At 49.1% G+C, this 14,624-nt stretch carries 15 protein-coding genes; 5 read left to right on the top strand and 10 right to left on the bottom strand.

Annotated elements, in window-relative coordinates; genetic code table 11:
* The first annotated feature begins 159 nt into the window (after positions 1 to 159).
* Complete coding sequence (glnE, locus tag EYB48_RS15255) at positions 160 to 2,886, top strand: bifunctional [glutamate--ammonia ligase]-adenylyl-L-tyrosine phosphorylase/[glutamate--ammonia-ligase] adenylyltransferase (RefSeq protein WP_162021232.1); 2,727 nt, start codon at positions 160 to 162, stop codon at positions 2,884 to 2,886.
* Positions 2,887 to 2,966: 80 nt separating this feature from the next.
* Here the strand turns inward: glnE and pbpG are convergent, their stop codons facing one another.
* The 3 genes from pbpG to EYB48_RS15270 form a co-directional block, all read right to left on the bottom strand.
* A complete protein-coding gene (gene pbpG / locus EYB48_RS15260; protein WP_408058320.1) occupies positions 2,967 to 3,989 on the bottom strand; it encodes a D-alanyl-D-alanine endopeptidase in 1,023 nt (340 codons plus the stop codon).
* A 129-nt stretch (positions 3,990 to 4,118) separates the two neighbouring features.
* Positions 4,119 to 4,814, bottom strand: a complete 696-nt coding sequence (locus EYB48_RS15265; RefSeq protein ID WP_162021233.1) for a nitroreductase — start codon at positions 4,812 to 4,814, stop codon at positions 4,119 to 4,121.
* On the bottom strand, positions 4,801 to 5,295 hold the full coding sequence (locus EYB48_RS15270) for an acyl-CoA thioesterase (RefSeq protein WP_162021234.1): 495 nt from the start codon (positions 5,293 to 5,295) through the stop codon (positions 4,801 to 4,803). The genes EYB48_RS15265 and EYB48_RS15270 overlap by 14 nt, the downstream gene beginning before the upstream one ends.
* Before the next feature lie 263 nt (positions 5,296 to 5,558).
* Here EYB48_RS15270 and EYB48_RS15275 point away from each other — a divergent pair, with 263 nt between their 5' ends.
* Complete coding sequence (locus EYB48_RS15275) at positions 5,559 to 6,131, top strand: phasin family protein (protein ID WP_162021235.1); 573 nt, start codon at positions 5,559 to 5,561, stop codon at positions 6,129 to 6,131.
* Positions 6,132 to 6,201: 70 nt separating this feature from the next.
* On the opposite strand, the gene EYB48_RS15280 is transcribed toward EYB48_RS15275, so the two are convergent.
* The 6 genes from EYB48_RS15280 to EYB48_RS15305 all read right to left on the bottom strand — a co-directional run bounded on the left by EYB48_RS15280 (position 6,202) and on the right by EYB48_RS15305 (position 11,735).
* Positions 6,202 to 6,927, bottom strand: coding sequence for an ABC transporter ATP-binding protein (locus EYB48_RS15280; RefSeq protein WP_162021236.1), 726 nt, complete (start codon positions 6,925 to 6,927; stop codon positions 6,202 to 6,204).
* Positions 6,927 to 7,697 carry an ABC transporter ATP-binding protein gene (locus EYB48_RS15285; RefSeq protein ID WP_162021237.1) on the bottom strand — a complete coding sequence of 257 codons (771 nt, stop codon included), beginning with the start codon at positions 7,695 to 7,697 and terminating at the stop codon, positions 6,927 to 6,929. The genes EYB48_RS15280 and EYB48_RS15285 overlap by 1 nt, the downstream gene beginning before the upstream one ends.
* Positions 7,698 to 7,708: 11 nt before the next feature.
* Positions 7,709 to 8,890: an ABC transporter permease subunit gene (locus EYB48_RS15290; protein WP_162021238.1), complete on the bottom strand. Its 1,182-nt coding sequence runs from the start codon at positions 8,888 to 8,890 to the stop codon at positions 7,709 to 7,711.
* 11 nt (positions 8,891 to 8,901) lie between these two features.
* Entirely contained in the window at positions 8,902 to 9,831 is a 930-nt protein-coding gene (locus EYB48_RS15295) for a branched-chain amino acid ABC transporter permease (RefSeq protein WP_162021239.1), read from the bottom strand.
* Positions 9,832 to 10,336: 505 nt separating this feature from the next.
* Complete coding sequence (ispH, locus tag EYB48_RS15300) at positions 10,337 to 11,278, bottom strand: 4-hydroxy-3-methylbut-2-enyl diphosphate reductase (RefSeq protein ID WP_162021240.1); 942 nt, start codon at positions 11,276 to 11,278, stop codon at positions 10,337 to 10,339.
* 1 nt (position 11,279) lies between these two features.
* Positions 11,280 to 11,735 carry an FKBP-type peptidyl-prolyl cis-trans isomerase gene (locus EYB48_RS15305; protein WP_162021241.1) on the bottom strand — a complete coding sequence of 152 codons (456 nt, stop codon included), beginning with the start codon at positions 11,733 to 11,735 and terminating at the stop codon, positions 11,280 to 11,282.
* An 87-nt stretch (positions 11,736 to 11,822) separates the two neighbouring features.
* Between EYB48_RS15305 and radC the strand changes: the two genes are divergently transcribed.
* The 3 genes from radC (at position 11,823) to rpmG (ending at position 13,064) form a co-directional block, all read left to right on the top strand.
* Positions 11,823 to 12,497 carry a RadC family protein gene (gene radC, locus EYB48_RS15310; protein ID WP_162021242.1) on the top strand — a complete coding sequence of 225 codons (675 nt, stop codon included), beginning with the start codon at positions 11,823 to 11,825 and terminating at the stop codon, positions 12,495 to 12,497.
* 137 nt (positions 12,498 to 12,634) lie between these two features.
* Entirely contained in the window at positions 12,635 to 12,871 is a 237-nt protein-coding gene (gene rpmB, locus EYB48_RS15315) for a 50S ribosomal protein L28 (protein ID WP_162021243.1), read from the top strand.
* A 25-nt stretch (positions 12,872 to 12,896) separates the two neighbouring features.
* On the top strand, positions 12,897 to 13,064 hold the full coding sequence (rpmG, locus tag EYB48_RS15320) for a 50S ribosomal protein L33 (RefSeq protein ID WP_110257750.1): 168 nt from the start codon (positions 12,897 to 12,899) through the stop codon (positions 13,062 to 13,064).
* A 271-nt stretch (positions 13,065 to 13,335) separates the two neighbouring features.
* On the opposite strand, the gene EYB48_RS15325 is transcribed toward rpmG, so the two are convergent.
* The gene (locus EYB48_RS15325) at positions 13,336 to 14,538 is read right to left on the bottom strand and encodes a DesA family fatty acid desaturase (RefSeq protein ID WP_162021244.1); all 1,203 of its coding nucleotides are present in this window, start codon (positions 14,536 to 14,538) and stop codon (positions 13,336 to 13,338) included.
* Positions 14,539 to 14,624: the final 86 nt, after the last annotated feature.

A 14,624-nucleotide genomic window follows, 5' to 3' on the forward strand; every position in this document is an offset into this window, starting at 1 on the left:
ATTTGATTCATTAAATATCTCATCAGGACTCTTCCAGCTTTGCATGCGGCCTGAACAGTGCCGATGCCGGTTCTGCAAGCGTGGAAAATCACTTACAATCAGAACAAGCACATCACCCACCAGCAATACCGCTGATCGACAACCCATCCAGTTTCCTCTATGAGCCATACGGAAAACCTCCCAACCGCCGCCGCAGAACTGTCCCGTTTTTTACAACGCTGGTTACAGGGAGCGCCAGAACGGAGCGCACAGCTGCAGGAAATAAGCAGATTATCCTTTAGCAAAGCGGATTTTGCGCAGATTTTACAAAAAGAAATTTCAACTGGCGCCAGTTTAAACAAGGCAATGCGACGTTTGCGCAACCTTGTGCTCGCCACGCTGATCACACGCGATTTGAACGGTAAGGCCGATATGCATGAGGTAGTCACTACCATCAGCGAATTCGCTGACTTTGTGGTGGCACAACATTTGGCTGCGCTCGATCTCGAAATGCAGGCGCTGTATGGCAAACCAATCGGCGAAGAAAGTGGTGCCGAACAGTCGCTGATTGTGCTGGGCATGGGCAAGCTGGGTGGCTATGAACTCAATGTGTCATCGGATATCGATCTGATTTTCTGCTATGCCGAAGATGGCGAAACACGCTGCAATGAGGCTGCGCAGCGCAGCCTGTCTAACCATGAATACTTCAGCCGCTTAGGCAAAAAACTGATCGCAGCGATTTCCGAGGTGACGGAAGACGGTTACAGTTTCCGGGTCGATATGGCCTTGCGCCCCAATGGCAATTCCGGCCCGCTGGTCGCCAGCTTCGGCATGCTGGAAGAATATTTCATGGTACAAGGACGTGAATGGGAACGCTATGCCTGGGTTAAAGCCAGAGCCATGAGTGGTCAGCCTGAGGACTTGCTGCAACTGGAAAAAATCATCCGTCCTTTTGTGTACCGGCGCTACCTCGATTTCGGTGCGATTGATTCGCTGCGCTCTATGCATGCGCAAATCCGCGCCGAGGTTGTGCGTCAGGAGACGCGCCATCCTGAGCGCAGCAATAACGTCAAACTGGGTCGTGGCGGCATACGCGAAGTAGAGTTTCTGGCACAGGTGTTTCAACTGATACGTGGCGGGCGCGATGCCAGCCTGCGTGACCGCTCTACCCGCAAAACCCTGACTATTTTGAGTGAAAAAAATATTCTGGATGCCGACATCGTCACGCAGTTGCAGCAATCTTATGTGTTCCTGAGAAACCTGGAGCATAGACTGCAATATCTGGATGATGCGCAAACCCATACCTTCCCCGCAAAAGAAGAAGACCAGCTGCGCATCGCCAACATGATGGGCTACCCACAAGTAGCGCCATTACTGGATGAGCTGCAAGTCCACCGGCAGTTTGTCGCAACGCAGTTTGATACCATTTTCAAAGATAAAGCAGATGATGCAGCGGAAGCCGGTGAAGCGCAGCTGATCGCTAACCTGAACAGCAGTGAAGATGAAGATTTACTGATTTCGCAGTTCAGCGAGGCAGGCTTCCATGATGCAAAGGAAGCTGCACGCCGTCTGAATGCACACTGGCATTCAGGCCGGATACAGACACTCAGCGAAGCCAGTCGCCAGAAGTTGCTGGCCTTATTTAACCAGGCCATGCGCCTGATCGGTACCCAGGCTCAAAATCAACTCAGTTGCTGGCACCGTTTTCTCGACTTGATGGAGGCAATCGCACGCCGTTCAGCCTACCTGTCGCTGCTGACCGAATACCCGGATGCACTGGCCCGCGTTATCCGCATGATGGATGCCAGTGATTGGGCCGCCAAATTCCTGACCCGCCATCCACTGTTACTTGACGAATTGCTGGATGAATCAGCCTTGCAGGCACGCCCCGACTGGGCACTATTTTCGCAAGAGCTGGAAAAAGAATTACTCGCACATCGCGATGATACGGAAAGGCAGCTGGAGACTTTGCGCGAGATGCATCACGCCATGCAATTCCGTTTGCTGGCCCAGGATCTGGAAGGACAAGTCACGGTTGAACATCTGGCCGATGACCTGTCCCAACTGGCAGATCTGATGGTGGCGGCAACGATAACGGCTGTCTGGCAGACGATTGCGACTCGCCATCGTGAAACGCCGCAGTTTGCAGTCATCGCCTACGGCAAACTGGGCGGCAAGGAACTGGGCTATGCCTCAGATCTGGATCTGATCTTTTTGTATGACGATGATGAACAGGATGCGCCAGCCAATTACGCCAAACTGGCACAACGCTTCATTACCTGGATGACCAGCCATACGCCGGCAGGTATTTTGTTTGATATCGACATCGCTTTACGACCGGATGGCGCCAGTGGTTTACTGGTTTCATCGATACAGTCTTTCGCCCGATATCAGGAAAAATCTGCCTGGCTATGGGAGCACCAGGCGCTCACGCGCGCGCGCTACTGCGCGGGTGATGCGCGCATAGGTCAGCAATTTGAAGCGATCCGTCATCAAGTCTTATGCCAAGCCAGAGATGAAGCCAGCTTACGTCAGGAAGTGCTGCAAATGCGCAAAAAAATGCGCGATGCCCACCCCAATCGCAGCGAACTGTTCGATCTGAAACACGATGCGGGCGGCATGATAGACCTGGAATTCATGGTGCAGTATCTGGTACTGCGTCATGCACATCAGTATCCTGAACTGAGTGCAAACAGCGGCAATATCGCCTTACTGAAACGTTGTGGTGAACTGGGCCTGATTCCAACTGAACTGGCGCAACGCAGTGCATCGGCGTATCGCAGCTTGCGCAAACTGCAGCACAATATCCGGCTGCAGGGTGAAGACCGGGCAAGAGTAGCACTGGATAAAATCAGCCGGGAAGTCGATTCCAGTCAGCAGTTGTGGGCGAGCATATTTCCGGAGTAAATCTGGGTTAGCACTAAGCAAATAAAAAGCCGGTTGCGCAACGCAAACCGGCTTTCTTAAGCAGCATGTGAATAATACCGTCAGGCTTGTGGCTTATTCGATTCCAGCCATTTTTTGATGCGACCGGCATCTGCCAGACGTGAATATTTCCCTTTAGAATCCAGGAACACCATCACAATCGCGCGCCCTTCTATCATCGCCTGCATCACCAGACAACGACCGGCTTCTGCAATATAGCCAGTTTTCTGCAAACCGATTTCCCAGGCCGGATTCGCCACCAGTTTATTCGAGGTGCCGTATTCCAGCGGACGCCCGCCCGGATTGACCACATATTTTGAATCAGTCGAGTATTCACGAATCACAGGATGCTGATACGCGGCGTTGACCAGCTTGACCAGATCACGCGCGCTGGCGCGGTTCTGGCTGGACAAACCACTGGAATCCACATAATGGGTGTCACTCATACCCAATTGTCTGGCTTTGGCATTCATAGCTGCCACGAATGCAGATAAGCCACCCGGATAACTGCGACCCAGCGCAGAAGCGGCACGGTTTTCCGAGCTCATTAAAGCGATGTGCAACATATCAGCACGTGTGAGCTTAGCGCCGATTTTTAAACGTGAACCGGTACCTTTTTCCTTGTCGATGTCTTCTGTGGTGACTTCGATTTGCTCATTCAAATCCTGATGCGCCTCAACCACGACCAGGCTGGTCATCAGTTTGGTGATAGACGCGATCGGTAAAGACACATCCGAATTTTTTTCGAACAGCACTTTAGAGCTGGTCTGATCCACCACAAACGCCACATTAGACTGCAGCGACAAAGGATCAGCGTGCTTCAAGCCTGCGGTATCACCTACGCTGGGTTTTTCTGCAACGACAGGGGCGAGAGCCACATGCTCAGTCACCAGCTTGCGTTTGCCGTTCACGACCACATAACGCTTCACCACTTTTGAATTGGCGGCGATCTTGGCAGACTTTTTATGCACTACCTGTTTTTTTGCATGACGATGTTTGGATTCTATCGCCTGCACAGACAGGGAAACTGCGGGAAGAATCGCAGCAAGGCTTAGAATAATTGCTTTACGGGCAAATTTCACTATCTACAACTCCTAAATAAAATATGCCAAAAAATTTAATGCAGTGTAGCAAATCTCAAAAAAATCGCAAGAGAATTAAAGACTTAGCGAATTCAATTGAAGTTTTATCTTACTCAATTTTACACTAGCCAACTATTCAAGAAAATGAACAAATCCAGAAACTGGCTCACGCTCAGTATGTAAAGAGTTTTCAGGCTTACTCATATCGGCATAGCCTAAAGACATGCCGCACACCAACATTTCGCTATCCGGCAAGGAAAGATGTTCGCCGATAATACGGTGATATTGGGTAAAAGCGGCTTGCGGACAGGTATCCAGACCACGCGCTTTCGCAGCCAGCATCAGATTTTGCAAAAACATGCCATAGTCCAGCCAGGAGCCCTGCTCCATGATCCGGTCAATGGTGAACATCAAACCAACTGGCGCATCAAAAAATGTGTAATTGCGCCCATGCTGGGCATGCATACCTGCTTTGTTGTCACGCCCCAAGCCCAGCAGAGCATATAAATCCCAGCCCACTTTGCGGCGACGCTCAAGATACGGGCTGGTCCATTGCAAAGGGTAATAGTGATATTCCTCAGTATGCGGTGCGGCAGGATCCGGGTGATCGTGCGCTTGCAAGATTTTCTGTGATAGCTGTTTTTTCTTTTCCCCGGTCAGCACATAGACTTTCCAAGGTTGAGTATTGGTTCCGGAAGGTGCGCGTGCCGCAACCCTGAACAAATCCTGCAATAACTCGGCAGAAACAGGATCAGGCAAAAAAGCACGTACAGAATGGCGTTCAGTGATGAGCTGGTCTACAGCTTGCTGCAATTCAGTTGGCGTCATCAGAGTCACTCAGAATAAAAGTTAATACAGACCTCAGCTCGCCGGGAAGCGGGACGGGGCGCCGGCTATTTCTGTCTACGTAGACATGAATAAAATGCCCTTGTGCAGAAGCGACTTGCTCATCGTTGCGGAAGATGCCCAACTCATAACGAACGCTGGTGTTACCCAGCCGGCTGACCACAAATCCCACTGTCACCTCATCCGGAAACGCAACGGGTGCAAAGTAATTGCATTGGGTTTCAATGACCAGACCAATTACCTGGCCATGTTCTGCATCCAGCACCTGCTCACTGATCAGATACTGATTGACTGCGGTATCGAACCAACTGTAGTAGGTGACATTATTCACATGCCCATAAACATCATTATCCATCCAGCGGGTTGTCAGTGTATAGAAGCGCTTGAAATCCCTGCGGGTTTTGATGCTGTTTGTGACTGATGTAACAGGTTTAACAGGATGAACAGGTGTATTTGAATTCATGAATGGAAATTCCAGAAAGAAACACTAACAAAAAGTGTAACACACTCCCCTCTTTCATCGCCCAGTCACAATGCCGGATCACAATCAGCTGAGCAACGCATTCTGTAGCCATAGCGACAACTTTCCTTAGCCACTGTTTATGTTTGAGTTGCCAAACAAGAATATTTCATTATAATCAATTTATTGCAACGCACAATTTGTGTAGGTCCTTTGCAATATCCCCTCTGATTTCATCATGCACGACCCTTTTCAAGGAGTTTCCTATGTTTTCAGTACCTGAACAATTCTCAGTGGCAACAAAAGCCAATCTGGATGCACAATTCGCATTATTCTCCTCTATCAGTGCAAAAACACTGGAAAGCGTTGAAAAACTGGCCGAACTGAATTTGAATGCGGTAAAAAGTACACTGGAAGAAGCTACAGCGACGACCCGCCAGTTATTGTCTGCAAAAGACGCGCAGGAATTCATCCAGCTCAGCAGCGCACAATTGCAGCCAAATGCAGAAAAATTTCTGGCTTACAGCCGCCATTTGGGAAATATTGCATCGACAACTCAGGCAGAGCTATCCCGTGCAACTGAAGTACAACTGAATGAGAACAAACGTAAAGTTGTTACTTTGCTGGAAGAAGTGACCAAAGATGCGCCAGCCGGAACCGAGCACATTGTTGCTGCAATCAAATCTGCCATCAACAACTCTCACGCAAGTCTGGAGCAGATCAACAAAACTGGCAAACAAACCATAGAAGCATTAGAAGCCAATCTGAACACAGTTGTAACGCAACTGGTACAAGCTGGCGAGAAAGCTGCCCCTGCCAAGTTAAGCGCAAAAAAATAAATTTTCCGGTTTCTGGCAAAAAAAACCCGCTTAAGTAAGCGGGTTTTTTTCTTTCTAAGCGTGCAGGGATTTAACCTTCACCCAGATAGGCTGCCTGAACCTTAGGATCATCCAGCATATCTTTGGCATTTCCACTCATGGTAATCAAACCGGAATCCATCACATAGCCACGATGTGCAGCTTGCAAAGCCAGCTTTGCATTTTGCTCAACCAGCAGGATAGTCACGCCTTGTGCCGAAACATTACGAATCACTTCAAAGATTTTCTCGACCATGATAGGTGACAAACCCATAGACGGCTCATCCAGTAACAACAGCTTGGGATGACTCATCAGTGCGCGCGCCATCGCCAGCATCTGCTGTTCACCGCCCGACAAAGTACCGGCCAGCTGTGCAGAACGCTCCTTCAGACGCGGGAACACGGAATACCATTTATCAATATCCGCCGCGATACCGCCATTATCATTGCGGGTATAAGCACCCATCATCAGATTTTCATGGATGGTCATACGGGTGAACACACCGCGGCCTTCAGGTACCATTGCCAGGTGTTCGGTGACCAGTTCAAAGGAGTTCTTACTGCGGATAGAAGCCCCCATGTACAGGATTTCTCCCTCAACCTTGCAGCTAGGCAAGGTGCCAGTAATAGCCTTCAGGGTTGTCGTTTTACCCGCACCATTGGCTCCAATCAAGGTGATCAGCTCACCCTTATTGACTTCCAGATCGATGCCCTTGACTGCTTTAATTCCGCCATAAGCCACCTTGAGCTGCTGGACTTTCAATACATTTTCAACCATTAGTGGCCACCTCCCAAATAGGCTTCGATCACAGCCGGATTTTTCTGAATATCTGCAGGAACACCTTCTGCAATAGGTTTGCCGTAATCGAGTACAGTCAGACGATCACACAAGCCCATCATCAGTTTGACATCGTGTTCAATCAGCAGGATCGTTTTACCTTCGGCCTTAATCTTGACCAACAGCTCACGCAAAGCCAGTTTTTCAGTTGCATTCATACCGGCTGCAGGCTCGTCCAATGCCAGCAGTTTAGGATCGGTCGCCAGTGCACGTGCGATTTCCAGACGACGCTGATCGCCGTAGGACAGGAATTTAGAGGTGCGGTCGGCAAACTGACCGATACCTACGAAGTCCAGCAATTCCTGGGCACGCTGGCGAATTTCAGCTTCTTCCTTACGTGCAGCAGCATGGTGAAAAACTGCGCCAAACACGCCTTGATGCGTACGCACATGACGCCCCACCATAACGTTTTCCAGAGCGGTCATTTCGCCAAATAAGCGGATATTCTGAAATGTACGTGCAATACCTGCTTTTGCCACTTCATGTGGTGCAGAAGGGGAATACGGCTTGCCATCCAGTTCAAAACTACCGGTATCAGGCTGGTATAAACCAGTGATCACGTTAAAGAAAGTTGTTTTACCCGCGCCATTCGGTCCAATCAGGCCATAAATCTGGCCTTTTTTGATATGAATACCGACGTTGGATAAGGCTTGCAGCCCGCCGAAGCGCTTGTTAGCGCCTTCAATTTTTAAGATAGTCTGTTCAGTCATCACATTTGTCCTTACGCTGTGGCGTCATTGGTTTTACCAATCTTGTCTTCATGCTTAGGTGCTGGCCACAAACCGGCCGGGCGATTCAGCATGACAACCACCATCGTCAGACCGTACAACAACTGACGTAACACTTCTGCTTCTATCCAGATTTTACCGAACAGCATATTCTGTATTGGTTCAACCACGTGACGCAGCACTTCAGGTAAAGCTGCCAGCAATACTGCACCCAGGATCACGCCAGGAATATGTCCGATACCACCCAGCACCACCATCGCCAGAATCACGATCGATTCCATCAGCGAGAAGGATTCCGGGGAAACGAAGCCCTGGAAAGAGCCAAACATCGCGCCGGAAATACCACCAAACGAAGCACCCATGGAGAAAGCCAGCAGCTTGACATTGCGTGTATTGATACCCATCGCTTTAGCAGCAATCTCGTCTTCACGTATCGCCACCCATGCGCGTCCCAAACGGGAGTTTTGCAAGCGCAAAGAAATGATCACGATAATGATGCACAGGGTCAGGAACAGGAAGTAATACGCATTCACAGATGGCATACTGAAGCCAAGGAAGCTCACCACACCCGCCTCACCTTGCAATGAGACACCCATAATGCTGACCGGGTCCACCATGTTGATCCCTTGCGGACCATTAGTGAAGTTGATCGGTGAATTCATGTTATTCATGAAAATACGGATAATTTCACCAAAACCCAGCGTCACGATCGCCAGATAGTCACCCCGTAACTTCAGAGTCGGCGCGCCCAGTAAAGCACCAAACAAACCAGCAATCAAAGCAGCGAACGGGATAATGATCCAGACCGACAGATGTATGCCTTTTTGAGCAATTTCCGGTCCAAACAAAGTAACCAGAGCATTACCAAGTGCCGGGTAGTTCTCTACAAAGGATTCAAGTATCACAGCAAACTGCGGTGATCCGAAAATCGCTGCCAGATAAGCACCGACAGCATAGAACGCGATGTAACCAAGATCCAGCAAGCCGGCAAAGCCCACCACGATATTCAGACCCAGCGCCAGCATAATGTAGAGCAAGGCGAAGTCGATAATCCGGACCCAGGAGTTACCAAAGTTAGCTGCGACAAACGGGAACAGCACCAGCACCAGGCCCATGATGGCGAAACTGGTATAGGCTTTTTTCGGATTGGCTTTTGTATCAAAAATAGTTGACATTGATCTTCTCCTTAAGCGCGATCAGCGACGCGTTCACCCATGATGCCGGATGGACGTAATGTCAGCACAATAATCAATACGACGAATGCGAAGATATCCTGGTAATGACTACCCAGTACACCACCGGTCAGATCACCGATATAACCCGCACCCAGACTCTCGATCAGACCCAGGATAATGCCACCCACCATCGCGCCATAGATATTGCCGATACCGCCTAATACCGCAGCAGAAAACGCCTTCAGACCAGGTACAAAGCCCATCGCAAACTGTGCGGAAGAGTAATTCGCGGCCCACATCACACCTGCAATCGCTGCCAGTGCAGCGCCGATGGCAAATGTGGCCACGATCACATAGTTGGAATTAACACCCATCAGACCGGCAACACGTGGATTTTCTGCCGTTGCACGCATGGCGCGTCCCATTTTGGTTTTTTCAACCAGCAGCACCAGGCCAACCATAGCCAGCGTAGCCAGTATCAGCAACAGAATTTGCGTCTGCGAAATGACAGCGCCACCGATTTGTACCGGTATCGTAGGCATCACAGAAGGGAAAGGAATCGGGCTGCGACCCCAGATCATCATTGCAAATGTCTGTACCAAAATAGATACACCAATCGCAGTAATCAGCGGAGCCAGCCGCGGCGCATTACGCAAACGGCGATAAGCGACCCGCTCTATCAGTATGTTAACAAGAATACAAACCGGAATTGCTCCGATGATAGCGATCAGCAACATCAGGATGCCATGCATTTCAGGTGCAACGACCTGCAATAGCTTGATGATACTGAGTCCTGCCATTGCGCCGACCATTAATACATCGCCGTGCGCAAAGTTAATCAGATTTAATACGCCGTACACCATGGTGTAACCAAGCGCGACCAGGGCATACATACTTCCCAGAACCAGCCCGTTAATCATTTGTTGGATAAAGGTATCCATATTGGTATCTCTTTCTATGAACGAATCTAAATTTCAACCGAGCCCGATGTCTGCATCCGGTAAAGGATAACAAGCGAGTCAGAAAAATCATTCCCGATAACAAAAAAACGGCACCCGTCATACGGTGTGCCGCTTTCAACTCCGTTATCCGGAAAGGCGTGTCTTCATATCAGGAGTAACAATATTGCGTGTAATGCACATGATAAAACTCTCCTCTGCAACTTTTGGTAAAAGCTTTTCTAATATTTCGACTTCTTATATACGCCAATGAAGTGGGCGCGATTATACATAGGCAACTTCTCAAGACAGTGGTATAAAAACCACCCCTACCTACGTATTTTCCACAGACCCGGCATTTAAGCATACACCTTTATCAATTTCACAAACAGTCAAATTGATTTGCCGGCTCATCTTAAACACGAATTCGCTGAATAAAATATCGAAAACCAGAACAAAACAGATTTTTATCAAAACAGATTACAAATTTCTATGCTTACAGGCTGACTCAGGCTTCTTGCACAATGCTTAAACCTTTTGGCATAGGGAAAGTAACGTTTTCTTCCACTCCTTCCAGCGCACGCACACTGCTGGCCCCCAATTCTTTCAGGCGAGCAATCACTTCCTGCACCAGTACCTCAGGCGCTGAAGCTCCCGCGGTGACGCCAATACGCTGCACATTTTCCAGCCAGGCGGGCTGTATCTGACCCGCATTGTCGACCATGTAAGCGGCTGCACCGATTTTCTCAGCCACTTCGCGCAAACGATTAGAGTTGGAGCTGTTCGGACTACCGACCACAATCACCAGCTCAACCTGAGGTGCCATAAACTTGACCGCTTGCTGACGATTCGTCGTGGCATAACAGATATCACCTTTCTTAGGCTCACTAATCTCAGGGAAACGTTGTTTAAGTGCCTCGATAATGTCAGCCGTATCATCCACGGATAAAGTGGTTTGCGATACATAAGCCAGCAACCCGGGATTAGCAACTTGCAAGGTGGCCACATCAGCCACCGTTTCAACCAGATACATACCGCCTTCGGTCTGCCCCATCGTGCCTTCAACTTCCGGGTGGCCATCATGGCCTATCATGATGATTTCGCGGCCTTCCTTACGCATTTTGATGACTTCCATATGTACTTTGGTGACCAATGGGCAGGTAGCATCAAACACCGTCACGCCACGTTGCTCAGCCTCCTTGCGTACCGCCTGCGAAACGCCATGTGCTGAGAAAATTAAGGTATTTCCGGCTGGCACATCTTCCAGATTTTCAATGAAAATAGCGCCTTTTTGACGCAAATCATTCACAACAAAAGCGTTATGCACAATTTCATGCCTGACGTAGATAGGTGCGCCAAACTGCTTTAAAGCGCGCTCTACAATTTCAATCGCACGATCCACCCCCGCACAGAAACCACGCGGTTGCGCCAGTAAAATTTCTTTATCCATCTTACAAAATTCCTATGATACGGGTTTCAAACAGCAGGGTTTGTCCTGCCAGCGGATGGTTAAAATCAAAAATATAGCCGTGTTCATCCTTGGCTTTCAGTATGCCGGCAAACCGCCCACCCGAAGGTGCAGCGAACTCGACCAGATCACCCACAACATACTGTTCACCAAACGCAGAATTCTCTCGCAAAGTTGCTTCAGAAACTCGCTGTATCAGCTCAGGGTTACGCGGACCAAACGCCTGTTCAGGTAACAACTCACGCGTAGTATGTGAGCCCTCAGGCAAGCCCAGTAAGGCTTTTTCTAACTCCGGGGCAAGTTGCCCCAAACCCATCTGCAAAGTCGCGGGACTTTCTTCAAATGTACTGATAATATTTTCACCATCGAGGCTGGCAAGACGGTAATGCAAGGTCAGGTAGGAGTCGGGAAGGACTAAAGGTAGGTCTGGATTCGTCATGATTTCAGGCTTTCACTAATAAGCCGCTATTGTAAGCCAGCTTTCAGCGATACAAGTTTTTCTCAAACACAAGCAGGAGCCCAGCTAATGGCAATTCATGACTGGCCTGAAGATGACAGGCCCAGAGAACGCCTGATTAAGTCGGGCGCCAGCGCTTTGTCTGATGCAGAACTGCTTGCCGTCTTTCTGCGTACCGGCGTGAAGGGTAAGAGTGCGGTAGATCTGGGCAGAGAGATGCTGCAAGATTTTGGCTCTTTATCCAAGCTGTTTGGCGCCGGCATCGATGAATTCTCGCGCATCCATGGTTTAGGGGCGGCAAAATACGCGCAATTACAAGCTGTACTCGAACTCGCGAAAAGAGCCATTTGCGAAGAAGTCAGGCAGGCCGACGTAATGCATTCGCCCAAGGCCGTCAGACAATATCTGCAGTTAATGTTGGGGGGGCGCGCGTATGAATCCTTTGCCGTTTTATTTTTGGATGTCAAGAACCGTCTGATCAGCAGCGAGGAATTATTTCGCGGCACCCTGGATCAAGCCAGCGTCTATCCCAGGGAAGTACTGAAATCTGCACTCAAACATAATGCCGCAGCGGTGATACTGGCACACAACCATCCTTCAGGCTCTTGCGAACCCAGTAGTGCAGACCGGCAACTGACCAGTAAATTGCAACAGGCACTACAGTTAATTGATATCCGCGTGTTAGACCACTTTATCGTAGCAAACCCGCATGTTTACTCGTTTGCAGAGCACGGTTTACTGTGAATTTACTGTGAATTCTTAGATTGTTAAATTTAAAAAACTAAAAAGACACAATTGTTTTTCACAAGTCGTTGATATTCCACGATTTTTTGTATACACTCTCATTTTTTCCAATTTCGGAAACTATTAAGGAGTTAATCATGGCACGTGTCTGCCAAGTGACTGGGAAGGGGCCAATGGTTGGCAACAACGTTTCCCACGCTAACAACAAAACTAAACGTCGCTTTTTGCCTAACCTGCAAAACCGTCGCTTTTTCGTAGAATCAGAAAACCGTTGGGTTTCTCTGCGTTTGTCTAACGCTGGTCTGCGCGTCATTGACAAAGTCGGCATCGATGCCGTTTTGGCTGACCTGCGCGCTCGCGGCGAAAAAGTTTAAGCTAAACTATTGTTAGGAAAATATCATGGCTAAATCTGGTCGCGACAAAATCAAGCTGGAATCCACTGCCGGCACTGGTCACTTCTACACAACCTCCAAAAACAAGCGCACTATGCCTGAAAAAATGGAGATCATGAAGTTTGATCCTAAAGCACGTAAGCACGTTATCTACAAAGAAACAAAAATCAAGTAATTTTTGCTTCGCTTGTAACGTCGAAAAAGCCCTGCCCTGCAGGGCTTTTTCTTTTTGCAGAGTAGCTTTGATGAAATGTAGCATTGGTCGTAGCTAGGGCCCGTGCAGTGTGGCTTCATGCGTGAGCCGCTTGATCTCAGCACCACAGGCCGGTACCCTTTGTCATGAACCTGAAGCTGCCACACTTGTATCTGCTGGCAACTCCAGCCGTCTCGGATGACGAAAAAAAACGGCGCTGAGCGCCGTTCTTTGATGCGAATAAGTTCCAGACTTATGCGTAGGTACGCAAACGCAAGGAGAATTCTTGCAAAGTCTTGATGCCGGACGCTTCAGCACGGGTACACCAATCCTGCAACTGATGTACCAATTGTTCACGGCTGACTGTAGAACGCTCCCAGATCAGGCCCAGTTCTACGCGCATATCATGCATGGTCTTAAGAACGTTGCTATGCGCCAGCACTTCAGACAAAGCCTGTTGTTGCTCACTGACCAGCTTGCTAGGCTCACGTTGCAGCAGTACTTTAGTTGCCTTCAGACGCGCTGCTTCAAACTGCGCTTTCTCACGCAAGGAAGCCACCTCGTCACGCCAGGTACGGCGCAAAGTTTTAGCGTATTTCGCCATCACGTCATAACGGTTAGTGATCACCGCCTGCAGCGTTTCCATATCCACCGCTGCTTTTTGGGCGACGAACTTCGGTTCCGGTGCAACCTTCTTCACCTTAGCCAGACCCAGGGTTTCCAGCGTGCGGATATACAACCAGCCGATATCGAACTCATACCATTTAGACGACAACTTGGCAGACGTACCGAAAGTATGGTGATTGTTATGCAACTCTTCACCACCGATCAGGATGCCGAGAGGGAAAATATTGGTAGATGCGTCAACGCAATCGTAGTTACGATAACCCCAGTAGTGGCCGATACCATTGATAATGCCCGCTGCTGTGATAGGAATCCACATCATTTGTACTGCCCATACGGTGATACCGATCACGCCGAACAGACAGAAGTTAATGATCAGCATCAACGCCAGACCCTGCCAGCTGAAACGGGTGTAGACATTGTGCTCCATCCAGTCATCCGGCGTACCATGGCCATACTTTTGCAGAGTTTCCTGATTTTTGGATTCAGTACGATACAGCTCCGCACCTTCCAGCAACACTTTCTTAATGCCACGAGTTTGCGGGCTATGCGGATCTTCTTCAGTTTCACATTTGGCGTGGTGCTTACGATGCACAGCTGCCCACTCCTTAGTCACCTGGCCCGTTGTCATCCACAACCAGAAACGGAAGAAATGGCTAGGTATCGCATGCAATTCCAATGCGCGGTGCGCCTGGCAACGATGCAGGAATATCGTCACACTGGCGATCGTGATGTGAGTCACCACCATCGTATAGATAAACACTTCCCAGCCGCTCGCGCGGGTCAGTCCATTGGACAGGAAGTCGACTAGAGATTCAATAAATGTACTCAAAATGACAATTACTCCGGTGTTATTGTGTGTTACTCAGCTTATGTTGAAAAGCAACAGCCGTCAAAATATATTTTTAGTGCGCACGA

The organism is Cognatundibacterium crateris (genome assembly GCF_010078235.1).
Classification (GTDB): Bacteria; Pseudomonadota; Gammaproteobacteria; order Burkholderiales; family Burkholderiaceae_D; genus Undibacterium; species Undibacterium crateris.